23 protein-coding genes are annotated in these 23,984 nt (G+C 71.7%); 10 read left to right on the top strand and 13 right to left on the bottom strand.

What is annotated here, in order from left to right:
• Window positions 1-59: 59 nt before the first annotated feature.
• Together GA0115233_RS10335 and GA0115233_RS10330 are read right to left on the bottom strand one after the other, a co-directional pair.
• Window positions 60-1,886, bottom strand: coding sequence for an acyl-CoA dehydrogenase (locus GA0115233_RS10335; RefSeq protein ID WP_093719849.1), 1,827 nt, complete (start codon window positions 1,884-1,886; stop codon window positions 60-62).
• A 129-nt stretch (window positions 1,887-2,015) separates the two neighbouring features.
• Window positions 2,016-2,840, bottom strand: coding sequence for an intradiol ring-cleavage dioxygenase (locus tag GA0115233_RS10330; protein WP_093719848.1), 825 nt, complete (start codon window positions 2,838-2,840; stop codon window positions 2,016-2,018).
• A 97-nt stretch (window positions 2,841-2,937) separates the two neighbouring features.
• Here GA0115233_RS10330 and GA0115233_RS10325 point away from each other — a divergent pair, with 97 nt between their 5' ends.
• The 4 genes from GA0115233_RS10325 (at window position 2,938) to GA0115233_RS10310 (ending at window position 7,788) form a co-directional block, all read left to right on the top strand.
• Complete coding sequence (locus tag GA0115233_RS10325) at window positions 2,938-3,411, top strand: SseB family protein (RefSeq protein ID WP_093719847.1); 474 nt, start codon at window positions 2,938-2,940, stop codon at window positions 3,409-3,411.
• Between the two features lie 198 nt (window positions 3,412-3,609).
• Complete coding sequence (locus GA0115233_RS10320; RefSeq protein ID WP_093719846.1) at window positions 3,610-5,532, top strand: YncE family protein; 1,923 nt, start codon at window positions 3,610-3,612, stop codon at window positions 5,530-5,532.
• 115 nt (window positions 5,533-5,647) lie between these two features.
• Complete coding sequence (locus tag GA0115233_RS10315; protein WP_093719845.1) at window positions 5,648-6,631, top strand: pirin family protein; 984 nt, start codon at window positions 5,648-5,650, stop codon at window positions 6,629-6,631.
• A gap of 110 nt (window positions 6,632-6,741) precedes the next feature.
• Complete coding sequence (locus GA0115233_RS10310; RefSeq protein ID WP_093719844.1) at window positions 6,742-7,788, top strand: AI-2E family transporter; 1,047 nt, start codon at window positions 6,742-6,744, stop codon at window positions 7,786-7,788.
• Between the two features lie 246 nt (window positions 7,789-8,034).
• Here the strand turns inward: GA0115233_RS10310 and GA0115233_RS10305 are convergent, their stop codons facing one another.
• Window positions 8,035-10,167 (bottom strand): SpoIIE family protein phosphatase, encoded by a 2,133-nt coding sequence (locus GA0115233_RS10305; protein WP_093719843.1) that lies wholly within the window; start codon window positions 10,165-10,167, stop codon window positions 8,035-8,037.
• Between the two features lie 144 nt (window positions 10,168-10,311).
• Here GA0115233_RS10305 and aspS point away from each other — a divergent pair, with 144 nt between their 5' ends.
• Together aspS and GA0115233_RS10295 are read left to right on the top strand one after the other, a co-directional pair.
• Window positions 10,312-12,075: an aspartate--tRNA ligase gene (aspS, locus tag GA0115233_RS10300; protein ID WP_093719842.1), complete on the top strand. Its 1,764-nt coding sequence runs from the start codon at window positions 10,312-10,314 to the stop codon at window positions 12,073-12,075.
• 121 nt (window positions 12,076-12,196) lie between these two features.
• Entirely contained in the window at window positions 12,197-13,132 is a 936-nt protein-coding gene (locus GA0115233_RS10295; RefSeq protein ID WP_093719841.1) for an intradiol ring-cleavage dioxygenase, read from the top strand.
• 689 nt (window positions 13,133-13,821) lie between these two features.
• Here the strand turns inward: GA0115233_RS10295 and GA0115233_RS10285 are convergent.
• Entirely contained in the window at window positions 13,822-14,268 is a 447-nt protein-coding gene (locus GA0115233_RS10285; RefSeq protein WP_093719839.1) for an ATP-binding protein, read from the bottom strand.
• Between the two features lie 162 nt (window positions 14,269-14,430).
• Between GA0115233_RS10285 and GA0115233_RS10280 the strand changes: the two genes are divergently transcribed.
• The 3 genes from GA0115233_RS10280 to GA0115233_RS10270 are packed head-to-tail and all read left to right on the top strand — an operon-like array spanning window position 14,431 to window position 15,750.
• The gene (locus tag GA0115233_RS10280) at window positions 14,431-15,306 is read left to right on the top strand and encodes a helix-turn-helix domain-containing protein (RefSeq protein WP_093719838.1); all 876 of its coding nucleotides are present in this window, start codon (window positions 14,431-14,433) and stop codon (window positions 15,304-15,306) included.
• Entirely contained in the window at window positions 15,303-15,515 is a 213-nt protein-coding gene (locus GA0115233_RS10275) for a DUF397 domain-containing protein (RefSeq protein WP_093719837.1), read from the top strand. Before GA0115233_RS10280 ends, GA0115233_RS10275 begins: the two co-directional genes overlap by 4 nt.
• A 22-nt stretch (window positions 15,516-15,537) precedes the next feature.
• Entirely contained in the window at window positions 15,538-15,750 is a 213-nt protein-coding gene (locus tag GA0115233_RS10270; RefSeq protein WP_093719888.1) for a DUF397 domain-containing protein, read from the top strand.
• 5 nt (window positions 15,751-15,755) lie between these two features.
• Here GA0115233_RS10270 and GA0115233_RS10265 read toward each other — a convergent pair whose 3' ends face one another.
• The 8 genes from GA0115233_RS10265 to GA0115233_RS40585 all read right to left on the bottom strand — a co-directional run bounded on the left by GA0115233_RS10265 (window position 15,756) and on the right by GA0115233_RS40585 (window position 21,959).
• Window positions 15,756-16,544, bottom strand: a complete 789-nt coding sequence (locus GA0115233_RS10265) for an ABC transporter permease (RefSeq protein ID WP_093719836.1) — start codon at window positions 16,542-16,544, stop codon at window positions 15,756-15,758.
• Window positions 16,528-17,478 (bottom strand): ATP-binding cassette domain-containing protein, encoded by a 951-nt coding sequence (locus GA0115233_RS10260; RefSeq protein WP_093719835.1) that lies wholly within the window; start codon window positions 17,476-17,478, stop codon window positions 16,528-16,530. Before GA0115233_RS10260 ends, GA0115233_RS10265 begins: the two co-directional genes overlap by 17 nt.
• Entirely contained in the window at window positions 17,475-18,086 is a 612-nt protein-coding gene (locus GA0115233_RS10255; RefSeq protein WP_093719834.1) for an ATP-binding cassette domain-containing protein, read from the bottom strand. The genes GA0115233_RS10260 and GA0115233_RS10255 overlap by 4 nt, the downstream gene beginning before the upstream one ends.
• A complete protein-coding gene (locus tag GA0115233_RS10250) occupies window positions 18,083-19,705 on the bottom strand; it encodes a hypothetical protein (protein ID WP_141689496.1) in 1,623 nt (540 codons plus the stop codon). The genes GA0115233_RS10255 and GA0115233_RS10250 overlap by 4 nt, the downstream gene beginning before the upstream one ends.
• Window positions 19,702-20,220 carry a hypothetical protein gene (locus tag GA0115233_RS10245; RefSeq protein ID WP_093719832.1) on the bottom strand — a complete coding sequence of 173 codons (519 nt, stop codon included), beginning with the start codon at window positions 20,218-20,220 and terminating at the stop codon, window positions 19,702-19,704. The genes GA0115233_RS10250 and GA0115233_RS10245 overlap by 4 nt, the downstream gene beginning before the upstream one ends.
• 50 nt (window positions 20,221-20,270) lie before the next feature.
• The gene (locus GA0115233_RS10240) at window positions 20,271-21,038 is read right to left on the bottom strand and encodes a hypothetical protein (RefSeq protein WP_093719831.1); all 768 of its coding nucleotides are present in this window, start codon (window positions 21,036-21,038) and stop codon (window positions 20,271-20,273) included.
• Entirely contained in the window at window positions 21,035-21,598 is a 564-nt protein-coding gene (locus tag GA0115233_RS10235) for a stage II sporulation protein M (protein WP_107406425.1), read from the bottom strand. Before GA0115233_RS10235 ends, GA0115233_RS10240 begins: the two co-directional genes overlap by 4 nt.
• A 97-nt stretch (window positions 21,599-21,695) precedes the next feature.
• Window positions 21,696-21,959 carry a hypothetical protein gene (locus tag GA0115233_RS40585; RefSeq protein WP_141689495.1) on the bottom strand — a complete coding sequence of 88 codons (264 nt, stop codon included), beginning with the start codon at window positions 21,957-21,959 and terminating at the stop codon, window positions 21,696-21,698.
• 39 nt (window positions 21,960-21,998) lie between these two features.
• Between GA0115233_RS40585 and GA0115233_RS40580 the strand changes: the two genes are divergently transcribed.
• Window positions 21,999-22,523, top strand: a complete 525-nt coding sequence (locus GA0115233_RS40580) for a helix-turn-helix transcriptional regulator (protein ID WP_093719828.1) — start codon at window positions 21,999-22,001, stop codon at window positions 22,521-22,523.
• 21 nt (window positions 22,524-22,544) lie between these two features.
• On the opposite strand, the gene GA0115233_RS10220 is transcribed toward GA0115233_RS40580, so the two are convergent.
• Entirely contained in the window at window positions 22,545-23,933 is a 1,389-nt protein-coding gene (locus tag GA0115233_RS10220; protein ID WP_093719827.1) for an FG-GAP-like repeat-containing protein, read from the bottom strand.
• Between the last annotated feature and the right edge of the window lie 51 nt (window positions 23,934-23,984).

Raw genomic sequence — 23,984 nt, 5'->3', positions numbered from 1 at the left:
AACAGGGCCCGCCCCCCGTTCATGTGGAGGGCGGGCCCTGGTGGGAAAGGGGAGTTGTCCTAGAAGGCGGCTTCGTCCAGCTCCATCAGGTCCAGCTCGACGTTCTGGGCGAGCTTGCGCGCGCCGGTGACACCGGGCAGGACGTTGGCCGCGAAGAACTTCGCCGCCGCGATCTTGCCGGTGTAGAACGCCTTGTCCTTGGCGGAGGCCGTCTCCAGCTTCTCCGCCGCGACCGCGGCGCCCTTCAGCAGCAGGTAGCCGACGACCACGTCACCGGAGGCCATCAGCAGGCGGGTGGTGTTCAGACCGACCTTGTAGATGTTCTTGACGTCCTGCTCGGTGGCGGCGAGGTCGGTCAGCATCAGGCCGACGATGGCCTCCAGCTCGACGGCGGCCTTGGCCAGGTGCTCACGGGCGCCGGCCAGCTCCTCGCCGCCGGTGCCGAGCGCCAGGAACTTCTTGATGTCCTCGGCGAGGGAGTTCAGCGCCGCGCCCTGGTTGCGGACGATCTTCCGGAAGAAGAAGTCCTGGCCCTGGATGGCGGTGGTGCCCTCGTACAGGGTGTCGATCTTGGAGTCCCGGATGTACTGCTCGATCGGGTACTCCTGGAGGAAGCCGGAGCCGCCGAAGGTCTGCAGCGACTGGGCGAGCTGCTCGTAGCCCTTCTCGGAGCCGTAGCCCTTGACGATCGGCAGGAGCAGGTCGTTCAGCGCGTGCTCGGCCTTGGCGTCCTCGCCCGCGGCCTCCTTGACGGCGATGGCGTCCTGGATCGAGGCCGTGTAGAGCACCAGGGCGCGCATGCCCTCCGCGTACGCCTTCTGCGTCATCAGCGAGCGGCGCACGTCGGGGTGGTGGGTGATGGTGACCTTGGGCGCGGTCTTGTCCATGAAGTTCGCCAGGTCCGGACCCTGGACGCGCTCCTTGGCGTACTCCAGCGCGTTGAGGTAGCCGGTGGACAGCGTGGAGATCGCCTTCGTGCCGACCATCATGCGGGCGAACTCGATGATGCGGAACATCTGGCGGATGCCGTCGTGCTTGTCGCCGATCAGCCAGCCCTTGGCGGGGTGCCGGTCGCCGAAGGTCATCTCGCAGGTGTTGGAGGCCTTCAGGCCCATCTTGTGCTCGACGTTCGTGGCGTAGACGCCGTTGCGCTCGCCCAGCTCGCCGGTCTCGAAGTCGAAGAGGTACTTCGGGACGAGGAAGAGGGACAGGCCCTTGGTGCCGGGGCCGGCGCCCTCGGGGCGGGCGAGGACGTAGTGGAGGATGTTCTCCTCCATGTCGTGCTCACCGGAGGTGATGAAGCGCTTCACGCCCTCGATGTGCCAGGAGCCGTCCTCCTGCGGGACCGCCTTGGTGCGCCCGGCGCCGACGTCGGAGCCCGCGTCGGGCTCGGTCAGCACCATGGTGGAGCCCCAGGTCCGCTCCACGGCGATCTGGGCGATCTTCTTCTGTACGTCGTTGCCCTCGTCGTAGAGGATCCCGGCGAAGGCCGGGCCGGAGGAGTACATCCACACGGCCGGGTTGGCGCCCAGGATCAGCTCGGCGTACGACCAGATCAGGGACGGGGGAGCGGTGGTGCCGCCGATCGCCTCCGGGAGGCCGAGCCGCCAGTACTCGGACTCCATGAACGCCTTGTAGCTCTTCTTGAAGGACGCGGGGACCGGCGCGGTGTTGGTCTCCGGGTCGAAGACCGGCGGGTTGCGGTCGGCGTCGGCGAAGGACTCCGCGAGGTCGTTCTCCGCGAGGCGGGTCATCTCCTCAAGGATGCTCTTGGCGGTGTCCGTGTCCATCTCGGCGAAGGGCCCGGTGCCGTACAGCTTGTCGCGACCGAGCACCTCGAAGAGGTTGAACTCGATGTCCCGCAGATTCGACTTGTAGTGCCCCATGGCGACGGCTCCGTAGAGAGAATCGGCGAGGCACTGGATCCTCGCGCTAGTTCACGTACCAACAAGTAGCTACGATGATGCTACCCGCCAGTAATAAGCCGCAACCCCGATCCGCTCATCTGTGACGGGTCACACCGGAACCACCAGCGCGGCCGTGAATCCGGCCTGTGGGCTGCCCTCCACGGTCGCGAGTTGCCGGTCATGGCCGTCGCTGAACACGGTGTCCGTCTCGATCGAGAGTGAGCGGAGATGGACACCACTCTCGCGGTAGCCGTCCGTTTTGTACACCCTTTCGCACACATCCCGGGGGAACGCGAGCTGGGAGGTGCTGGTGATCCCGGTGGCCGCCGTGGCGTCGGCCAGGCTGCCGTAGACCTCGAAGTGGATGTGCGGCCAGCGGCCCGGGTAGCAGCCGGGGAACACGGTCGTGAAGGTGACCTGCCCCTTCGCGTCGGTCTCCTGCACGCCCCGCAGCCAGTTCTCCTCGGTGGCACCCTCCGAGTACAGCGAGTAGTCGCCCTCCCGGTCGCAGTGCCAGACGTAGACCGCGGCGCCCTCCCTGGGCGTACCGCAGTCACCGGCCGCGTCGACGACGGTGAGCGTCACGGTCAGCGGGACGCCCTCGGCGGTGCCGCCCGCGGAGTCGCCGAAGCTGGAGCGGATGTCGGAGCGGACGACTCCGCTCTCCTTGAGCACGTTGACGCCGTTGGACCCGTCGCCGGGGAAGGGACCGGCGGTCTCCTCGGGGATGGCCGCGCACTCCTCCGCCGCCGCCGAGGCCGCGCCGCCCGCCGCCTTCCCGGAGGTCTCGGAGGCCTCGGAGGTGCAGCCCACCAGCGGAATCAGCCCCGCGCCCGCCATCAGCCGGATCATCCGGCGGCGGGCGAGAACGGGGAGGTCGTGGGAGAGCCCGCGGTCGTGCTCGTCGGGTCCGTCGGCGTGGTCGCTCCGCATGACATCGACGCTACGAGCCGGGGCGGCACGAGAACCAGGGCAATCGCTTGTCAATCAGCTGTCGGTTCACCGCGGCGGCGGTACTAGGCTTGCGCCCATGTATGGATACGGCCAGCCCATGGACGGAGGCGCTGCACAGACCGGCTACGCCCCGCCGCAGCAGCCCATGTCCGGCGGGTACGGCCAGCAGCCACCGCTGTACCCCGAGCCGTCCCCGCCCTCGCTCGCCGACGCGGTACGGGCCTTCACCACGGGGCAGATGTCCGCGGAGGACTTCCAGCAGGTCTTCGCGACGTCGAAGGTGTACTGCCCGCGCGGCGACAACCCCGGCTTCCTCGCCCTGCACAACACCCAGCAGCCGGTGATCCCCATGTTCACCTCGCTGAAGGAGCTGCGCCGCTACGCGGGCAAGGAGTCCAAGTACTTCGTCATCACCGGCGCCGAGGTGATCGACCTCCTGCCCACCGGCTACGGCTTCGTCCTGGACATGGAGGGCGAGCACCGCATGGTCTTCGACGCCAAGGCGGTCGAGCAGATGGTGGAGTTCGCCATGCGCAGGATGTACGGCTGACCGAACCCCCGACGAGGAGCAGCGCTCCCCGGGGCCGGAATATCCCCTGCCGGATTGTCACAGCCATGCCATAGAGTGCCGGAGGCAGCCGCGCCCCGCACGCCACCGCCTTCGCGCGGTCCGCGTCCGGGTGCCGCGCGGCGCTCTCATCTACCGGCCTCGGGCCGGTTTCCTGTGTGGGGGTTCATTACTGTGCGCATGCGCAGCACATCGGCCGCGACGGCGCTCGCGGTCCTGTTCGGCTCGGCCGCGCTGAGCGTCGTGGCCGCGGCTCCGGCGTCGGCGGCCACCGCCGTGGTCAAGGCGCCAGGGGGCATGGTCGCCAACGGCCAGCGGGTCTTCCTCGGCGACCGGCAGGCCGGTACCGTCCTGGCCGCCAATCACTCCGGTACCGTCCTCGCCTCGGTGAGCGGTGTGTCCGGGGTGTCCGACCTGGCGCTGTCCGACGACGGCGCCACCCTGTACGCCGCCGCCCCGGGCACGCACGAGATCGTGGCCCTGGACGCGGCCACCCTCGATGTCAAGGCCCGCTATCCGGTCGCCACCGACACCGGCCCGGTGCATGTCGCGTACGCGGGCGGCAAGGTCTGGTTCAGCTACGGCGACCAGTGGGACGGCGACCTCGGCTCGGTCGACCCGGCGAACGTGGACGCCCCGGTGGCGCTGGCGCAGTTCCCGAAGGAGGGCACCTCCGTCGGGATGTGGGGCCAGGCGCTGCTGGACACCGACCCGCTGCGGCCCGGTCTGCTGGCCGTCGGCGAGACCGGTCTGTCCACCGGCTCGATGGCCGTCCTCGACGTGTCGGACGGCACCGCGAAGCTGACCGCCTGGCACAACGGCGACTACTCGCTCAACCACGGCATCGGCGACATCGACCTCGTCGCGGGCAACGACCAGGTGCTGGTCAACGGCACCGACCGCGACGCGTACGCGGACGGCAGGTTCACCAAGGCCGGCGCCTACCCGGCCGGGCACCGCGCCGACATCGGCCGCAGCGGCCTGGTCGCCCAGAGCACGGGCAGCAAGGTCGCCGTCTACCGCCCGAACGCCACCCAGCCGGTGCGCACGTACAGCACCGCCGCCGCCGACCTGGCCTGGGCCCCGGACTCCTCCCGGATCTTCGCGCTGGTCCCGAACAGCACCGGCGGCTACAGCCTCAAGGCTCTGACCAGCCCGAACCTCAATGTCCCGACGCTCAAGGTCAACGCCCCGTCGACCGCGACCCGGAACAAGAAGCTCACCGTCACCGGCAAGATCTCGGCGACGGTCCCGCTGCCCGAGGGCATCCAGCTCAGCGTCACCCGCACCGACCTGGACAGCCCGAACGGCAAGGCGCTGCCCGCGGTCAAGGTGAAGGCGGACGGCACCTACTCCTTCACCAACACCCCGCCGGCCGGCGGCAAGGTGAAGTACACGGTGAAGTACGCGGGCGACGCCACGCACGCCCCCGTGAGCGCCTCCGACACCGTCGAGGTCTCCCGCGCCGCGACCAAGCTGAGCCTGAACAACAACGGCAAGCTCTACGGCTACGGCGCGGACGTGAAGTTCACGGCGCACCTGGGCACGACGTACAAGAACCGCACGGTCGAGATCTGGGCCAACCCTTACGGCTCGGACAAGCCCAACAAGCTGATCAAGACCGGCAAGGTCAACTCCAGCGGCAACCTCTCCGCCGTGGTCGACATGAAGCGCGACACCACCGTCACCGCCGTCTTCAAGGGCGACGCCCGCTACAAGCCGAAGACGGTGAAGGTCACGGCGTACGCCAAGGCCAAGGTGTCCACCACCGTCGCCAAGCACTACAAGAAGGCGAAGATCGGCTCGACCACGTACTACTGGTTCCACAAGAACACCGACCCGCTGCTGACCACGACCATGAACTACTACGCGGGCCGTCAGCAGCGCTTCGACCTCCAGGTCTACCACCAGGGCAAGTGGTACGACGCGGGCTCGGAGTACTTCTCCCTCGGCACCAACGGCAAGTCCGCGGTGACCTTGGAGGCCCCCGGTCAGGCGGGCATCAAGGCGCGTATGCGCTCGGCGTACATCAACGGCTCGTCCGGCGACAACGTCAACTCCACGACGTACGGCACCTGGAAGTACCTGTACTTCAGCAACTGACGCCACCCCGGCTCGCACGCGGGGAGCCCGGGGGGAATGCCCTCCGGGCTCCTCCCGTTAGGAGTGGCAGAAAGTTCAATGCTCAACTAAACTGGCCGCACAAGGAGGTACCGACATGCCTGCAGTGACCGTCGAGAACCCGCTGACGCTGCCCCGTGTCGCCGCACCCGCGGAGGCCGTGGCCCGTCCCGTGCTCGCCGTCACGACCGCGCCGAGCGGTTTTGAGGGCGAGGGCTTCCCGGTGCGCCGCGCGTTCGCCGGGATCAACTACCGCCATCTGGACCCGTTCATCATGATGGACCAGATGGGAGAGGTGGACTATCAGCCTGGGGAGCCGAAAGGGACCCCGTGGCACCCGCACCGAGGCTTCGAGACCGTCACGTACATCATCGACGGGATCTTCGACCACCAGGACAGCCAGGGCGGCGGCGGCACCATCACCAACGGCGACACCCAGTGGATGACGGCCGGCTCGGGCCTCCTCCACATCGAGGCGCCGCCGGAGTCGCTGGTCATGTCCGGCGGTCTCTTCCACGGCCTCCAGCTGTGGGTGAACCTCCCGGCCAAGGACAAGATGATGGCGCCGCGCTACCAGGACATTCGCGGCGGCAGCGTCCAGCTGCTCACCTCCCCCGACGGCGGCGCGCTGCTCCGCGTCATCGCCGGTGAGCTGGACGGCCACGCCGGTCCCGGCATCACGCACACGCCGATCACGATGATCCACGCGACCCTCGCCCCGGGCGCCGAGATCACCCTGCCCTGGCGGGAGGACTTCAACGGTCTCGCCTACGTCCTGGCGGGCAAGGGCGCGGTCGGCGCCGAGCGGCGCCCGATCCACCTGGGCCAGACCGCGGTCTTCGGCGCGGGCGGCTCGATCACCGTGCGCGCGGACGACAAGCAGGACTCCCACACCCCGGACCTGGAGGTCGTCCTCCTCGGCGGGCAGCCCATCCGGGAGCCGATGGCGCACTACGGCCCGTTCGTCATGAACACCCGCGAAGAACTCCAGCAGGCGTTCGAGGACTTCCAGAAGGGCCGGCTCGGCACCGTCCCGGCCGTGCACGGGATGACCGAGAGCGGTCCGCGGAGCGAGGACTGACGCTCTGGCGGGGCGAGGACTGACGACCCCGCAGAGCGAGGACTGACACCCCGTCACCCGGGTGGGCCTGCCGGGAGGTGGGCCCACTCGGGGCGTGATCGGCTGGGCGGGTGCAGGACTCGCGACCGCTGCTCCCCGAACCCGTGCGCCGCGCCGGAGCGTGGTGCGCCGTCATCCTCCTGGTGGCCGGCGTCGGCTACGTCGGCGTCCTGCTCTGCGCCGAACTGCGCACCGCCGTGGTACCGGTGCTGCTCGCGCTGCTCGGCACCGCGCTGCTCGGGCCGCTCCACCGGCGGCTCGTCAACGCCCACGTCCACCGGTCCGTGGCCGCCGCGCTGACCTGCGTCGCCGTGGTGGCCGTGGTCGGCGGCGCCGTGTACATCGTCGTCGCCGCGCTCATCGACAGCGGGGACGAGATCGTACGGTCGCTCCGCACCGCGGGCCGGGATCTCGCCCGGCACTTCGGGGCGGCCGGGACCTCCCTGGACGACATCGCCGCCAACGCCCGGGACCTGCTCACCAAGTTCGGCGGCACCGCCGCCTCCGGAGTCATCAGCGGGGTCAGCGTGGTCGGCGAGTCCATCGCCATGGCCGTACTGGCGCTGCTGCTGGTCTTCTTCTTCCTGCGCGACTCCGACCGGGCCGCCGAGACCCTGCGCTCACTCTCCCCGCCCGGCAGCGCCGACATGCTGGAGGCCATGGCCCGGCGGGCCTTCCAGGCCGTCGAGGGGTTCATGCGCGGCACCACCTTCATCGCCTTCATCGACGCCGTCTGCATCACCATCGGCCTGCTGATCCTCGACGTGCCGGGCGCCGCCGGACTCGGCGCCCTGGTCTTCGTCGGCGCCTACATCCCCTACCTCGGCGCCTTCCTCTCCGGCGCCGTCGCCGTGCTGGTCGCGCTCGCCGACCGGGGGTTCGTGATCGCTCTGTGGGCGCTCGGCGTCGTCCTCGCCGTACAGGTGCTGGAGGGGCATGTGCTCCAGCCGATGATCCAGAGCCGGACCGTGCAGATGCACCCGGCGATGGTGATGGTGACGATCACCGCGGGCGCCTCCGTGGCCGGCATCCTCGGCATGCTGCTCGCCGTACCGCTCACCGCGGCGGCCTTCGGCGTCGTGGAGGAACTCAGGACCCGGTACGGCTCCGCGCCCTGAGCGGGGCCGTCGGTCGGGACCGGCTCCGGGGCCCTCGCCTCGGGCGGGGTCCGTGGGGACTGCTCCGGGCCTTCGCTCTGGGGGTGTTCCGCCGCGCTCCGGCTCCCTCGTCATGGGCGGGGGCTGTCCGGCTGCTTCGGGGCCCTCGCCTCGGGCGGGGCTGTCCGGCCGCTGCGGGACAGTGCTCTGGGCGGGGCTGTCCGGCCGCTGCGGGACCTTGTCCTGGCCGGGGTCCAGCAGGACCGGCTACGGCTCCTCGTCTCGGGCGGGCTCCACCAGCTCGAACCAGATGCTCTTGCCCTCGCCGCGCGGGTCCACCCCCCAGGTGTCCGCGAGCAGCTCGATCAGCATCAGGCCCCGGCCGGAGGAGGCCAGTTCGCCGGGGCTGCGCTTGTGCGGCAGGTCGTCGCTGGTGTCGGTGACCTCCACCCGCATCCGGCGCCTGCCCGCCCCGTGGTGCACCTCCGCCAGCAGCAGGGCGTCCGCGTCGGTGTGCACCAGGACATTGGTCAGCGTCTCGGAGAGCAGCAGGACCGCGGAGTCCACCTGCTCCTCGCACTCCCAGTCGTGCAGCAGCTCCCTGAGCTGGTGCCGGGCCACCGCGACCCGCTCGGGCTCGTCCTGGGCCACGGTCAGCATGGCGCGGCGCACCGGCGGCCGATCCGCCGTCACCGTCTCCCCGCAACCGCAGCCCTCCCCCTCCCGGCACAGCAGCAGCACCGCGATGTCGTCCTCGCGGCGGTCCGCGAGCGGGCCCGTGGTGTGGTGCGAGGAGGGACCGTGCACAGCCTGGACCAGGGCGTCGGCCAGCGCCTCCAGATCGCCGTCGTGGTCCTCCAGGATCGCCCGCAGCCTCTTCCAGCCCGAGTCCAGGTCGTGGCCGCCGGTCTCGATCAGGCCGTCCGTGCACAGCAGCATCGTCTCGCCGGGCTCCAGGGTGAGCCGGGTGGTCGGATAGTCCGCGTCCGGGTCGATCCCGAGCGGCAGCCCGCCCGCCGTGGGCCGGGTCAGCACCGTGCCGTCCGCCATCCGGATCGCCGGGTCCGGGTGCCCGGCGCGGGCGATGTCCAGGGTCGCCGAGGCGGGGTCCACCTCGACGTACAGGCAGGTCGCGAAGCGCAGGTCGAGCAGGTCGGGGTCGTCCTCGGCCATGCCGTGCAGAAAGCGGGAGGCGCGGGAGAGCACGGCGTCCGGGCGGTGGCCCTCGGAGGCGTAGGCGCGCAGCGCTATCCGGAGCTGGCCCATCAGGCCCGCCGCCCGGACGTCGTGGCCCTGCACATCCCCGATGACCAGGGCGAACCGTCCGCCCGGCAGCGGGATCATGTCGTACCAGTCACCGCCGACCTGGAGGCCGCCGCCGGTGGGGACGTAGCGCGCGGCCACGCTCATGCCGGGTATCTCCTGCACGCCCAGCACCGGCAGCATCGAGCGCTGGAGTCCGTCGGTCAGCTCGCGCTGGGTCTCCGCGGCGCCCGCGCGGGACAGTGCCTGGGCCAGCATCCGGGCCACCGTGGTCAGCACCGAGCGCTCGTCGGGCGTGAACGCCACCGGGTAGGTGAAGGCCGCCATCCAGGCGCCCATGGTCCGCCCGGCCACCGTCAGCGGCAGGAACGCCCACGAGCGGCGCCCGAAGTGGGCCGCCAGCGGCCAGGTCACCGGGTAGCGGGCGCGGTACTGCTCGGGGGAGGAGAGATAGACGGCCCGGCCGGTGCGGACCACCTCGGCGGCCGGGTAGTCGGTCTCCAGGGACATCTGGGTGAAGGGGTCCTCGTCGCCGGGCTGCTGCCCGTGGTGGCCGATGATCGTCAGCCGGTCCCCCTCCACCCCGAAGACCGCGAGCCCGTCCGGGGAGAACCCCGGCATCGACAGCCCCGCCGCCACCCGCAGCACCTCCGCCGTGGAACGGGCCTCCGCCAGGGCCCGCCCCGCGTCCAGCAGGAACGCCTCCCGGGAGCGCCGCCAGTCCCCGGTGACCGCCCGCCGCCCGGCCGGGGTGCCCGGGGTGGGCTCGGTGACCTCCTGAAGGGTGCCGATCACCTCGTAGGCCCGCTTGCCCGGGTCGAAGGCGGGCTTGAAGCGGGAGCGGGTGATACGCACGACCTCGCCCCGCTCGTCCATGATCCGTACCCGTACCTCGCCGAGCGTGCCCTCGGCGACGGCGAGCTGGATGACCCCGGTGATCTCGTTCCAGTCGACCGGGTGGAGCCGGGCGCGCACCTGGTTCTCGCGCAGGGTGGCGGCCTCCTCGGGCAGCCCGAGCAGCCTGGCCGCCTCCGCGTCCACCGTGACCAGACCGGTTGCGGTGGACCAGTGCCATTGCCCGGTAGCCAGGGCGGCGAGTACCTCCCCCACGGCGGGCAGGGGCTCACCAGTGCGCATTGACCCACTCTAAGAACAGGCGATCGCACCCTGCCACCGAAGCCCCGGCGGTAATGAGGGGAGGCGATCTTGGCCCGGCCGGTAGTCTTGGAGGGCGTTTCACGTGAAACAGATCCCCGATCCGCGAAGACTGGATGAACGACGATGCATCGGTACAGGTCCCACACCTGCGGCGAGCTCCGCGCCTCTGACGTCGGAAGCGACGTCCGGCTGAGTGGCTGGCTGCACAATCGGCGCGACCTGGGCGGCATCCTCTTCATCGATCTGCGCGACCACTACGGCATCACGCAGCTCGTCGCCCGGCCCGGCACCGCCGCCTACGAGGCCCTGGACAAGCTGTCGAAGGAGTCCACGGTCCGGGTCGACGGCAAGGTCGTTTCGCGCGGCGCGGAGAACGTGAACCCCGACCTGCCGACCGGCGAGATCGAGGTCGAGGTCTCCGAGGTCGAGCTGCTGGGCGCGGCCGCCCCGCTGCCGTTCACGATCAACACCGAGGACGGGGTCAACGAGGAGCGGCGCCTTGAGTACCGCTTCCTGGACCTGCGCCGCGAGCGCATGCACAAGAACATCATGCTGCGCACGGCGGTCATCTCGGCGATCCGTCACAAGATGACGGCCCTCGGCTTCAACGAGATGGCGACCCCGATCCTGTCCGCGACCTCCCCCGAGGGCGCCCGCGACTTCGTCGTCCCGTCCCGCCTGAACCCGGGCAAGTTCTACGCCCTCCCCCAGGCGCCGCAGCAGTTCAAGCAGCTGCTGATGATCTCGGGCTTCGACCGGTACTTCCAGATCGCGCCCTGCTTCCGTGACGAGGACGCCCGCGCCGACCGCTCGCCGGGCGAGTTCTACCAGCTCGACGTCGAGATGAGCTTCGTCGAGCAGGAGGACGTCTTCCAGCCGATCGAGAAGCTCATGACCGAGCTGTTCGAGGAGTTCGGCAACGGCCGCCACGTCACCTCGCCGTTCCCGCGGATCCCGTTCCGCGAGGCGATGCTGAAGTACGGCTCGGACAAGCCCGACCTGCGCGCCCAGCTCGAACTGGTCGACATCACCGACATCTTCGAGGGCTCGGAGTTCAAGGCCTTCGCGGGCAAGCACGTGCGCGCGCTGCCGGTGCCGGCGGTCCAGGACCAGCCGCGGAAGTTCTTCGACCAGCTCGGCGACTTCGCCGTCTCGCTGGGCGCGAAGGGCCTGGCCTGGGTGCGGGTGGCGGAGGACGGCTCGCTGACCGGCCCGATCGCCAAGTTCCTCACCGAGGAGAACGTCGCCGAGCTGACCAAGCGCCTCTCCCTGGCCGCCGGTCACGCCGTGTTCTTCGGCGCGGGCGAGTTCGACGAGGTCTCCAAGATCATGGGCGCCGTCCGGGTCGAGGCCGCCAAGCGTGCCGGGCACTTCGAGGAGAACGTCTTCCGGTTCTGCTGGATCGTCGACTTCCCGATGTACGAGAAGGACGAGGAGACCGGGAAGATCGACTTCTCGCACAACCCGTTCTCCATGCCGCAGGGCGGCCTTGAGGCCCTGGAGACCCAGGACCCGCTGGACATCCTCGGCTGGCAGTACGACATCGTCTGCAACGGCGTCGAGCTGTCCTCCGGCGCGATCCGGAACCACGAGCCGGAGATCATGCTCAAGGCCTTCGAGATCGCCGGCTACGACCGCGAGACCGTCGAGGAGCAGTTCGCGGGCATGCTGCGCGCGTTCCGCTTCGGCGCCCCGCCGCACGGCGGCATCGCCCCCGGCGTGGACCGTATCGTCATGCTCCTCGCCGACGAGCCGAACATCCGCGAGACCATCGCCTTCCCGCTCAACGGCAACGCCCAGGACCTGATGATGGGCGCGCCGACCGAGCTGGACGAGGCCCGGCTGAAGGAACTGCACCTGTCGGTGCGCAAGCCGCAGCCGAAGTAACCAAGGACAGGCGCCCGGACCACCCCACCCGGTCCGGGCGCCTTCGCGTTTCCTGTTCTTCGTGGGCGGGCCCCAGCTCGTCCTCATGTTCCTGACAGGCTGGTTCCCTACGTTCCTTCCCATGACGGGAAACGAAACGGCCCAAGGGCCCAAGCACAAACGGGATCTGACGCGCCGCAAGGTCGTCGTGGCGGGCGCGGGCGCCGCCGTGGCGGTGGGCGTCGGTGCCTCCTTCGCGGCGGGCGCGTTCGCGGACGAGAGCGGCAAGAGCGGTACGAGCGGGGCGAGCGGCAAGAAGAGCGGCTCGGCCGAGACCTGCTACCGGCTCACCTCGGAGACCACCGAAGGGCCGTACTACATCGACGCCGACAAGATCCGGCGGGACATCACCGAGGACAAGGAGGGCATCCCGCTCGTCCTGAACCTCAAGGTGATCGACAGCGAGACCTGCGAGCCCATCGCGGGCGCCGCCGTCGACATCTGGCACTGCGACGCGCTCGGCATCTACTCGGGCTACGAGAGCCTGTCGACGGGCGGCGGCGGAGGCGGCGGAACGCCCCCCACGGACGCGCCCACGGGCGAGCCGCCGTCCGGCGAACCGACTGGTGAACCTCCCTCCGGCGGCACCGGCGGCGGGATCCACGAGGAGCCCACCGACGACGAGCGCTATCTGCGCGGCACCTGGAGGACCGACAAGCAGGGCCGGGTCACCTTCCGCACGATCTTCCCGGGCTGGTACCGCGGCCGTACCGTCCACATCCACACCAAGGTCCATGTGGACGGCGAGTGGACGGACTCCGGTTACGAGGGCGGCCACACCTGCCACACCGGCCAGTTCTTCTTCGACGAGGCGTCCGTCCTCGCCGCCGCCGAGGTCGAGCCGTACTCCACCTCGACGACCGAGCGCACGACGCTGGAGGAGGACACCATCTACGACCAGTCCGGCACCACGGGCGGCCTCCTGAAGCTGAAGTACAACAAGAAGAACATCGCCAAGGGCGTCACCGGCTCGATCACGATGGGCGTCGACCCGGACGCCACAAACACCGGCACCTGACGGCCGGGAACGGTGCGACACGGCCGTACCGCCCGGGGTACGGCCGTGTCACGCCACCGCGTCGGCACCCCGCTCGCGATCCGCACCCCCGGCCGAGCGATGCCGCCGACCACGTGGGTGGCACCATGCTCGTGGTCTTCGACCACGCTTGAAAGGCCGACAGGAGAAGGACAAGACCGCCTGGCGGGGGATGCCGAGCAGGGGCACGATGCGCCTGATCTTCGTGCGGGACGACTCCCCGACGGCTCGTCGACGTGCCCAGCAGACTCAGGACCGTCTGGATGCGGGCGGTCCGCTCCTGGAGCCCGGGGCGGCCGTCGAGATCGCACAGAAGAGGCGAGGAGTCGCTGCGTACGAGGCCGAGGGGAGCAGGAGTCTCGCGGTCTTCGTCGGTGTGCTCGGTTTGCGTGCTTCGCCTTGGCGTGGGTGCTGCGTGACCGTCCCGACGGACGCTTCGCAGCGGTGCTTGTGGGCATCGCCCTGGTGGTGCTCGCCGTGATGACGCCACGGTGGATGCGGCGCCGGTACGAGAGGGATCGCCAACTCGTGGAGCACTACGACCAGCAGCGCGCCGGACGGGTCGGCCCGCCTCCGCCTCCGCCGCCACCTGGACCCGCCACTCAGCGCCCTGACCGGGAGGGGGAGCGCTGAGCGCCGCTCGGAAGGCGGCGCGGGCTTGGCGTCCTTGTTCACGTCGCCAGGGGGACCGTGATCTCGGCCCAGACCGTCTTGCGGGGTGGCAGGTTGCGGTCGACTCCCCAGCGGTCGGCGAGGGCGGTGACGACGAGCAGGCCGCGGCCGGCTTCGGCGGTGTGCGCGGTGGCTTCCTTCGGCTGCGGTAGCCCGTCACCCTGTGTGTCGGTGACCTCGATGCGCAGGGTGTCGCCCACGACGTAGAGCAGGAGCTGGAAGCTCCGGCCCGGTACGCGGCCGTGGGTGGCCGCGTTGGCCGCCAGCTCCGCGACGATGTTCGCCGCCGGGTCCACCGGCAGTGCCCAGGTGCGCAGTTGCTCCGTGGCGAGCAGGCGGGCCAGGCGGGCGCCGCGCGGTGTGGGGGACAGCAGGACACGGAAGTTGCGGATGTGGCCCTCGGGGTGCGCGGGCTGTCCTGCCGGTGCGGTGAGTTTCTGGATCACGTCACTCAGCGTGGCCGTATTTGCTTACCGTGAGGAGTGACGCTGCGGTTGCGTACGGTGACTGTCCGGTCGTTGTCCGGTGCTGTCCGGGCTGTCGGAGCGGCCCGTACGGGTAGAGGCGTGGCGGGTACGAGGCGGTACGACGGAGGGGCGGCACGGGACATGTCGGTGGACGCGGAGGCGGCACGGCTGCGGACCGAGGCGGACGAGCCGGGGTGGGAGGTGGATCCGGACGACGAGTGGGGCGTGGCCGTAGTCGCCACCGTGGGGCGGCAGTTGAAGCTGCGGCGCGAGGCGGTGGGGATGCGCGCCGCCGACTTCGGCAAGGCCGTGGGGTACGGCGAGGACATGGTCTACAAGATCGAGGGCGGGAAGCGGATTCCCAGGAAGGAGTATCTGGACAGGGCCGACGAGGTGTTGGGCGCGGGCGGGCTCGTCGCCGCGGCCTGGGAGGACGTGAAGAAGGTCCGGTATCCGAAGAAGGTGCGGGACCTGGCCCAGATGGAGGCGCGGGCGGTTGAGATCGGGGTGTACGAGAACAGCAACATCCCAGGTCTGCTTCAGACTTCGGACCACACCAGGGCGCTGCTGGAGTCCTGGCTTCCCGCCTATACGCCGGAGGACTTGGAGCGCCGGGTAGCCGCTCGTGTCGCTCGGCAAACGATCTACGAACGGTGCCCCGCACCCGCGCTGAGCTTTGTCCTGGAAGAGGCGACGCTGCGGCGCAACGTTGGAGGCACAATGGTCCGGCGGCAGCAATTCGAACGCCTGCTGGAGGTGGGGTCGTTGAGCTACGTCTCCCTCCAGCTGATGCCGATGGACAGCGCGCCTCACCCTGGCATGAGCGGCAGGATCGAGTTACTGAAGTTCGAGGACGGTACGGCTGTCGGACGCTCGGACGGGGCGTTCAACGGGCGTCCCGTCACGGATCTGAAGCAGCTCCGCATCCTTGAGCTGCGGTATGGCACGATCCGGGCACAGGCTCTCCCACCTGGGGAGTCGTTGGCCTTCATTGAGCAACTGCTGGGAGAGACATGATCCGTAAGGCCTCCGCCGGTGAAGCCTCCGAACTGGCGTGGTTCAAGAGCAGCTACAGCAGCGGCCCTGACGGCGACTCCTGCGTCGAGGTCGCCCACACGCCCGGCACCGTCCACGTCCGTGACTCCAAGCACCGCGACACCGGTCGCCGCTTCGCCGTCGCCGCCGAGGCGTGGGCCGACTTCGTCACGCATGCGGCTGCGAGCTGACGGTCCCGTGGCTGGGCAGAGCATGAGTGGCACCTCCACCTCCGGGGACGCCTGCGAACTGGCGTGGTTCAAGAGCAGCTACAGCAGCGGCCCTGACGGCGATTCCTGCGTAGAGGTAGCCACCACCCCCGGCACCATCCACGTCCGCGACTCCAAGTGCCAGGACACCGGCCCGCATCTCGCTGTCGCGCCGGAGGCGTGGGTGGGCTTCGTGGCGTACGCCGTTAAGAGCTGACCGGCTCAGCAGTCCTGGCGGCGCAGCGCGACGTACGAGCCCGTCGCCGCCACGGCCGCCCACAGCAGCAGTACCCCGCCGCCCGCCGCCGGGGACAGGTCGCCGGCGTCCTGGTGGACCTGGGTCAGGCGCAGGCCCGCGCGGTCCGGGAGGAGGCGGGCCAGGGAGCGGAGTTGTGGGGTGGCGGCGAGGGCGCCCGAGACGACGAACAGGAAGGGGAGCAGCACGCCGAGTGCGGTGAGCGAGCGGCGCACCATGAAGGTGAGCGCCGCCGCGAGCACCGCGAGCAGGCCCGTGTACGCCCCCGCCCCGGCCAGCGCCCGTACCGCGTCCGTGTGCAGTGGGACCGACGCGCCGAGCACGGTGCTTCCGGCGGTGAGGGCGACCGCGCCGGTGAGCAGGCCCCAGACGGCACCGGTCGCGCCGAGTACGGCCAGTTTGGCGGTGAGCAGTGCGCCCCGGCGCGGTATGGCGGCGAGGCTGGTGCGGATCATGCCGGTGCCGTACTCGTTCCCGACCGCCATTACCGCGAGGATCACCAGAGGCACCTGGCCGAACTGGAGCCCGGTGAAGGTGAGCCCCACCGGGTCGAGCGCGCGCCGCTGGGCGGAGTCCGCGCGGCGGAACTCGGGACCGATCAGCGCGCAGAACAGCAGGCTCACCAGGACCGTGAGCACGGTGCCGAGGGCGAGCAGGGCCCAAGTGGAGCGCAGGGAACGGAGCTTCGTCCACTCGGCGGCGGCGAAGTCGCGCGGGCCGCCGCCCGGCGCCTGGCGGTCACTTGAGGGACGCATGGGACGCGGCCTCCTTCTTGGTCGACGCGGCCGTCGCCGACCGGTACTCCACCGCCTCCGCGGTCAGGCGCATATACGCCTCCTCCAACGAGGGCCGTACGGGAGTCAGTTCGTGCACGCTCCAGGCGTTCTGGGCCGCGATGTCGCCGATGCGGGCGCTCGTCAGGCCGGTCACGGTGGCCCGGTGCGGGTCGCTGTCGTGGGTCACCCGGGCTCCTTCCGCCCGCAGGGCGCGGGAGAGTTCGTCGAGCCGGGGCGTGACCAGGCGGACCGGTGGAAGGTCGGTCTCCAGGAACTCGGTGAGGCCGCCGTCCGCGAGGACCCGGCCCCGGCCGATCACCAGGACCTGGTCGGCGACCACCGCCATCTCGCGCATGAGGTGGCTGGAGACCAGGACCGTACGGCCCTCGTCGGCGAGGGCGCGCAGCAGGCCGCGCAGCCATTGGATGCCCTCGGGGTCGAGGCCGTTCATGGGCTCGTCCAGGATCACCGTCCCGGGGTCGCCGAGCAGGGCGACGGCGATACCGAGCCGCTGCCGCATGCCGAGCGAGAAGCCCCGTACGGGCCGCCGCGCGGCCGGAGCCAGACCCACCAGGCCGAGCACCTCGTCCACGCGCGCCGCGGGAATGCGCTGGGTGCGGGCGAGCCAGGTGAGGTGGGCGCGGGGGCTGCGCGCGGGATGGCAGGCGGACGCGTCGAGCAGGGCGCCCACGGTGCGCAGCGGGTCGCGGAGTTCGGCGTAGCGGACGCCGTTCACGAGGGCGTGGCCGGCGTCGGGGATGCCGAGGCCGAGGATCATCCGCAGGGTGGTGCTCTTGCCCGCGCCGTTGGGCCCCAGGAACGCCGTGACGCGGCCCGGTTCGGCCGTGAACGTCAGACCGTCCAGGACCCGGCGCCCGCCGTAGGACTTCACCAGATCCCTGACCTCGATCACGCGTCCGCCCCCACGGTGAGCGTGTCGTCCACCAGGCCCGCCACCGAGGCGTCGGAGTGGGAGACGAGGACGAGGGTGCGGCCGTCGGCCCGCCAGCGGGCGAGGTCGTCGCGTACCGCCTGCTCGGCCTGCGCGTCGAGCCCGTTGAAGGGTTCGTCGAGCAGGACCAGGCGCGGCTCGTGCGCGGTGGCGCACAGGTAACCGAGCTTCTTGCGCTGGCCCAGGGAGAGTTCGCCGACGAGGACGTCGAAGCGGTCGCCGAGCCCCAGCGCGGCGGCGCGGTCCCGCAGGTCCCGGGCGCGCAGCCGCCACACGCCCGCGACCAGGCACAACTGCTCGTCGGCGGTGAGGTGTTCGTACAGCGGCGGCGGCTCCTGGACGAAGCCGCGCAGGGCCCGTACGGCGGGGTCGGCGGGCGGGTGCCCGGCGACGGTGACCTGGCCCGCGTCCGGTGCGGTGAGGCCGGCGATCACGCGCAGGAGGGTGCTCTTGCCGCTGCCGTTCGGTCCGGTGACGCGTACCGACGTGCCCTCGGGCACATGGGCGTCGAAGTCGCGCAGCACGCACTCCTCGCCACGGCGTACGACGAGGTTCTTGATGTCGATCACGAGGAACTCCGGGGACTGAAGTCATTGCGGGCCGTGGCGCGCAGCGCGGCGTACCCGGCACCGAGGGAAAGGAGGAGCAGGGCCGCGTGCACCGGGCCGCTCAGTCCGGCGCCCGCCGTGACCGGCACGGTGAGGAGCGCGACGAAGAGCCCCTCCGTGACCTCGGCGGCCGGGGCGCGGGTGATCCGGCCGTCGGCGAAGGACTCGGAGCGGGGCACGCAGAAGTACGTCAGCACGACGGCGCACCCGGCGGCCGCGGACACCACGGCGAGGGCCAGCACCGCCCGCGCCCACCCGGCCGGGCCGTGCACCCCGCACAGCGCCGCGGCCCCCAGGGCGAACGGTCCGGTCACCACGGCCACCGCGACCGAGGCGGTGGCCGCCTTCGCCGCCACCCAGCCACCGGCCGCACGCGGCGACTGCCGCAGCGCCTCCCAGCCCGCGCGGTCCGCCTCGATGCCGCAGACCTGCACGACCTCACCCGTCGTGATCAGCGCGGCAGCCACGAAGATCCCGGCCACGGCCGCGAACGGCAGGTGCCACAGCGGTCCGCCGAGGCTCAGTACGAGGCCCAGGCACGCCGACCCGAGCAGCACGCCCAGGCGCTGGAGCCGCGCCAGTCCTCCGACCGTCTGGGGATGGCCGCGCAGGAACCGCAGCCAGGTGACCCGGAAGACCAGGGCGTACGGCGACGAGGGCCACGCCCCGGTCGCCGGTGACCGGCGCCGGGCGACCGCCGGGCGGCCCTCAGCAGTACCGGCGTCCCGGCGCACGGTCGCGCGCACCCGGAGCACGGCCGCACCGACCAGGGCGAGCGTGACGGCGGTGTACGCGAGGGCGGTCCAGGCGGCCGACTCCGGCCGGTGCGCCACGTTCCACACCTGGGGGCGCGCGTCGGTGAGCGCGCGCCCGACGATCCGTGCCGTGTCCTCCCGGGAGGGGCCGTCGCCCCCCGTCAGGGCCCGTACGAACGGCGCCGCGAGGACACCGGCGAGCGCGCCCGCCACCGCTGAGACGATCAGCCGCGGCAGATGGGGGATCCGGACGACCCGGACCATCAGGGCCGTCACCAGGGCGATGTGCAGCGCCGTACCGGTCACGGCCGCGCCCGCGCAGTGCACCAGGAACACGGGGAGCAGCCGGCGCCCCTCGGCGCCCGCCGCGAGCCAGGGCACCCCGATCGCGGTGGCCGCGCACAGGACGGAGGCGGCGATCGCGGCGGCGGGCAGGACGAGCCGGGCGGTGACGAGCTGGCCCCGGGACACCGGGAGCGTCCGCAGCACGTCCGCGTCGGGCGGGCTCACCAGCGCGCGGGCCTTCGCCGGTTCCGCGCTCAGGATCCGGTGCAGGAACCACACGGCGACGGGCGCCCACGTCCAGGCCGCCAGTTCCGTCCGTACGGCGGGCCCCGGCGGAGCCAGCGCGCCGAGCGTGCGCCCCACGACGGTCAGCGCCCCGAGCGTGGCGGCGGCACCCGCGCCGACGACCACCCACGCGGCCTTCCGGCGCCTGCGTGCCGAAGGGCCGGTACCGGCGAGGAGATTGAGCCGCCGGCGGATGTCGGCGAGGCAGAGCGCGACGACAGTACGGAACCGGGCGGGCTGCCGCGTCGGCGTCATGAGGTCGCGCCGGCCCGCGCACCGCCGAACCGCTGCGCCGGACACAGCAGGGTCGCCGGCACGACCAGGGCCACGAACAGCACGGCGAGGACCTTCGGCGCGGACGCGGTCGGCAGATACAGACCGAGCAGGCCGAGCGGCGCCCACCACAGCACACCGCCCACGATGATCAGGACGCTGCCCCAGCGGGCGAGGGCGACCAGCAGGCCCAGCACGAGCAGGGCGATACCGCTGACCAGCCAGACCGCGCTGAGCAGTTGGAGGACGTCCATCACGTTCCCGGGCTCACCGCGCAGGTCCGGGGACGCCTCCACGGCCCGTCGGGTCTCATCGGTCGTGGCCCGGAAGACCGCGGCGTACGCCAGGGCGCTCGCCCCGGCCGCCGCCGCGAGCACCCCGCCCGCGATCCGCACGCCCGGCCGGGCGATGCCGTCCGTCACCACCGTCCAGCAGCGCAGCAGGAACTGGATCAGCTTGGGGTTCCCCAGGGTGCTGAAGAGGAGGCGGTGCAGCATGGTTCTCCGAAACGCGGGGGTGGGCAAGAACGCGGGCAGGGACGGGAGGATCAGGACGGCAGCGACCAGAGCGCGGTCGCGTACAGGGTGGTGATCCCGGCCGCGACGGCGGCGGCGCGCGGCCGGCTCGCCCCGATGACCCGGCCGGTGACCAGCAGGGTGCAGGGCAGCAGGGGCAGCCAGGCGTCGAGGTGGGTCACAGACGGCACGGCCCACGCCGTCGAGCCGCCCGTGGCGAGCCGGGTCAGGGTCCAGCAGGTCAGCTTGGTGAGGACGAAGGCGATCCAGCCGAGCGTGAACGCCCGCCGCAGGGCGGTGAAGTCGCCGGGGAGGCGGGGCTGTCGCTCACCGGGCAGCGGCAGGTGGCGCAGGCCGATCGCGCCGAGGACGCCCACGAGGACGCCGAGGACGCCGAGCGTAACGATGTTGGCGAGCGCGGTGGTGGACCAGGCGATGCCGGTGCCCACGTCGATCGCGCCGTCGGACACCGGGCCGACGCGCTCCTTGACGCGTGCGCGTATCTCGCCGCCCAGCGGTATGCCGAAGCCCAGGGTGGCGAGGACGAGGGCGCAGACGCCGAGGGCGTGGAGGCGGCGTCCCGGGAGGCGGCCGGCCGGGGACCCGCCCGTCGCGGCGGGCTCGGCGGACTCGGCGGGCTCGTCCGCGCGGTAGGCCGGGAGCCCGGACGCGCGGGCCGCGCGCTCCGCCGGACCGTTCGGCCCGGCCTGCCGGTCCACGCCGGTTCCGTCCGCGGCCGGCCGGCCGCCGTCCTTCTCCTGCTCCTCCGCCGTGTCCGTGTCCCACGCGGCCGTACTCATGTGCTCACCCAAGTCTCGATTCCCGCAGCAACGATCAGTCCCGCAACCGCCACACCCCACAGCCGGCAGGCGTCCGGGAACCCCGAGCGGGCGACGAAGCCCGTCACCCCGCGCGGCACCGTGCCCCCCGCCGGTTCTCCCGCTCTCCCCGTGAGCCCGACGCGTGCCCAGGCCACCAGCGGCACGAGTCCGGCCGCCGCGGCGAGCGCGAGACAGGCCAGCTCCAGGGGCATGTGCGGCAGCAGGTGCCGTACGACGCCCTCCGCGCCGAGGACGGCGCTGCCCTGTCCTCCGTAGTAACCGGCGAGGATGCCGGTCAGGAGAGTCAGCGGGATCGTCATCACGCCGAACGTGACGACACCGAGGAAGAGGGCTGCGGAGACGCCTACGTTCCGCGCCAGGATCTCCGTGTACAGATCCCAGTCGCCGTTCTTGGGGGCGCGGCTCACCCCGGTGGGGTCGGCGGGCGCCCACCACCAGCCCGCCCCGAACGCCATGAGCCAGAGCAGGGCGCCGCACGCCACGGCGGGCCACTGCCTCCGGAAGAGCGCGCCGGTCATCTCCACGTACCTCTCGCCGTCTGCCTGTACGGGCTTGCGCAGGGGGCGGGCAGGCCGGCCCCCGGGGTCGGGAGCCGGCCTGCGCCTGTGTCCGCCCTTAGGCGATGACGGCCTTCTTGCCGCCCTTCTTGATGGCCTGCTTGACGCCCCAGATCACGATGGAGCCCACGGCGAGACCACCGGAGACCAGGCCGATGGCGGAGGCCACGTCCATGCCGGTCATGATCGCCTGGTAGGCGGTGGTGGCGGAGTCCTTGCTCATGTTCAGCGCGCTCTTCAGGAAGAACGGCGTCGCGGTGGCCGCGATCATGAAGGCGCCGAGGACCGTGGCGGTGACGGCGGCGGCTCGCTTTCCAGCCACGGTGAGTTCGCGGTCGCGAGCCACGGCGACGTCGACGAGGTGCTGGCCCGGGCGCGGAGCGGGCGGTGCTCGGTCGTCCTCGCGTCCCGTGCCCTGCCCGGTATCGGCCGACTGCTCTCCGCACTGAGAAGCGGGGACGAGCACGAGGTCCCGGTCGCCCTGCTCGGCGAGGCCGGAACCCGCCCCTCCGCGGTCGGCCTGCCCCCGGGCGCCTGCGGATACCTGCCCGAGGACGCGGACGCGAGCGCGCTGTCGCACGCCGTGCACACCCTCGCCGCGGGCGCCGCCGTCCTGCCCGCGTCCTGGATCCGCCAGGGCGGAACCGCGGCGGTCCGGACCGAGGCCCGCGAGATCGGAGCAGCGCCCCTGCCCCTCTCCTTCCGCGAGCGCGAAGTCCTCGTCCTGCTCGGCCAGGGCCTGACCAACCAACAAATCGGCAAGCGCCTCAGCCTCAGCGCGGGCACGGTGAAGTCGTACATCAGCGCCGTCTACGCCAAGTGCGGCGTCGACAACCGGGTCCAGGCAGCCCTCTTCGCCCACGGAATCGAGGTCCTGGCGGCCTGAAAGGCCAGCCGGGGCGGAGGGTCAGATGGTCCAGAGGAGGCCGGGGCCGCTCAGGAGGGTGCTGGAGGACTGGGTGAGGCCGAGGGCGGAGGCTGTGTGCATTTTGCTGCCGGTGGGGGTGGCGGCGGGGAGGGTCCAGACCGCGCCGGTGTGGTTGTTCTCGCCGGGGCCGCCGATGAACAGGTCGGGCTTGCCGTCCTTGTTCACGTCGCCCGCGGCGACCGTCGCGCCGAAGAAGTCGTCGGTCTCCGAACCGCCGGGGACGCCGGAGGTGTTCTGGGTGAAGGAGTACGAGCCGGTGCCGAGCGTGCCGGAGGGACGGCCGGGGATCACGGTGACCATGCCCGCGCCTCGCGCGCTGCCGACGGCCTCGTACGGCGCGCCGACCAGGATGTCCGCCCTGCCGTCCCGGTCGAGGTCGGCCACGGCGAGCCCGGCGCCGAAGGCGTCGCCCTTCTCGCTGCCGCCGGGTACGCCCGGGGTGTCCTGCGTGATCTCCCCGGGCTGCGTCTCGCCCGTGATGCCGTCCGCCGAGCCGTACCAGACCAGGATCCGCCCGCCCTTGGCGCCGTCCTGGCCCGCGGCCAGGGGCTCGTCGGGGTCACCGGCCACGAGGTCGGCGTAGCCGTCGCCGTTGATGTCACCGGAGGCGGTGATCAGGCCGTTGCCCCGGAGCTGCTTGCCGTAGGCGGGTTCGGTGTAGATCTCGCCGCCGCTGATGTCGTGCAGCCGGACGGTGGCGACGGCCGGGTCCGGTACGCCGTCGCCGTTGAGGTCGCCGAGGGCGACGGACCCGACGGAGGGGGTGTTCTGGCTCCACTCGGCGGAGCCGATGCCGCCGCTCCTGGTGAACGGGCCGGTGACGCGGACCAGCCCGTCGTACCCGGCGACGAGGATCTGGGTCCTCGCCCCGGCGCCGGTGCTGAGCGCGGCCACGTCCAGGCCGTAGCGGCGCGGGCCGTCGCTCGGCGAGCGCAGGTTGGTCGCGCTGGTCAGCCCGCTCTTGCTGCCCCACAGGACCGTGACCGTGCCCGCGTCCTCGCCCTGTGTGGTGTCCTCGTACGGCGAGCCCACCAGCAGGTCGGCGTACCCGTCCCGGTTCAGGTCGGCCGTCGCGGTGGCCGCCCCGAACCGGTCGTACGCCTCCGCCGAGCCCGGCACCCCGGAGGTGTTCTGCGTGATCGTCTTCCGGTTGCTCGCGGACAGCCCCGACTTGGAGCCGTACAGCACGACCACGGCCCCCGCCGCCTCCTTGCCGGAGACATCCGCCCCCGGCGCGGGCACCACGGCGTCCCGGTAGCCGTCCCCGTTGAAGTCACCCGGCGTCCCGCCGTGCACGGCCCGAGCGGGCCCCAGCGTCCCCACGGTCAGCCCCGCCGCCAGCAACCCGACCACGGCCCATCTGCGCATCAGAACGTCCTCCGGGACAAAGACCCGGGCAGGAACCGGCCCCCGCCCTCG

The sequence above is a fragment of the Streptomyces sp. DI166 genome, assembly GCF_900091315.1.
GTDB classification, from domain to species: domain Bacteria; phylum Actinomycetota; class Actinomycetes; order Streptomycetales; family Streptomycetaceae; genus Streptomyces; species Streptomyces fuscus.
This window is presented reverse-complemented; position numbering and strand designations above follow the sequence as displayed.

Coding starts and splice junctions, on each gene's coding strand:
- GA0115233_RS10335 (WP_093719849.1), bottom strand. CDS start 1,886: ATGGGGCACTACAAGTCGAATCTGCGGGACATCGAGTTCAACCTCTTC.
- GA0115233_RS10330 (WP_093719848.1), bottom strand. CDS start 2,840: ATGCGGAGCGACCACGCCGACGGACCCGACGAGCACGACCGCGGGCTC.
- GA0115233_RS10325 (WP_093719847.1), top strand. CDS start 2,938: ATGTATGGATACGGCCAGCCCATGGACGGAGGCGCTGCACAGACCGGC.
- GA0115233_RS10320 (WP_093719846.1), top strand. CDS start 3,610: ATGCGCAGCACATCGGCCGCGACGGCGCTCGCGGTCCTGTTCGGCTCG.
- GA0115233_RS10315 (WP_093719845.1), top strand. CDS start 5,648: ATGCCTGCAGTGACCGTCGAGAACCCGCTGACGCTGCCCCGTGTCGCC.
- GA0115233_RS10305 (WP_093719843.1), bottom strand. CDS start 10,167: ATGCGCACTGGTGAGCCCCTGCCCGCCGTGGGGGAGGTACTCGCCGCC.
- aspS (WP_093719842.1), top strand. CDS start 10,312: ATGCATCGGTACAGGTCCCACACCTGCGGCGAGCTCCGCGCCTCTGAC.
- GA0115233_RS10295 (WP_093719841.1), top strand. CDS start 12,197: ATGACGGGAAACGAAACGGCCCAAGGGCCCAAGCACAAACGGGATCTG.
- GA0115233_RS10280 (WP_093719838.1), top strand. CDS start 14,431: ATGTCGGTGGACGCGGAGGCGGCACGGCTGCGGACCGAGGCGGACGAG.
- GA0115233_RS10275 (WP_093719837.1), top strand. CDS start 15,303: ATGATCCGTAAGGCCTCCGCCGGTGAAGCCTCCGAACTGGCGTGGTTC.
- GA0115233_RS10270 (WP_093719888.1), top strand. CDS start 15,538: ATGAGTGGCACCTCCACCTCCGGGGACGCCTGCGAACTGGCGTGGTTC.
- GA0115233_RS10265 (WP_093719836.1), bottom strand. CDS start 16,544: ATGCGTCCCTCAAGTGACCGCCAGGCGCCGGGCGGCGGCCCGCGCGAC.
- GA0115233_RS10250 (WP_141689496.1), bottom strand. CDS start 19,705: ATGACGCCGACGCGGCAGCCCGCCCGGTTCCGTACTGTCGTCGCGCTC.
- GA0115233_RS10245 (WP_093719832.1), bottom strand. CDS start 20,220: ATGCTGCACCGCCTCCTCTTCAGCACCCTGGGGAACCCCAAGCTGATC.
- GA0115233_RS10240 (WP_093719831.1), bottom strand. CDS start 21,038: ATGAGTACGGCCGCGTGGGACACGGACACGGCGGAGGAGCAGGAGAAG.
- GA0115233_RS10235 (WP_107406425.1), bottom strand. CDS start 21,598: ATGACCGGCGCGCTCTTCCGGAGGCAGTGGCCCGCCGTGGCGTGCGGC.
- GA0115233_RS10220 (WP_093719827.1), bottom strand. CDS start 23,933: ATGCGCAGATGGGCCGTGGTCGGGTTGCTGGCGGCGGGGCTGACCGTG.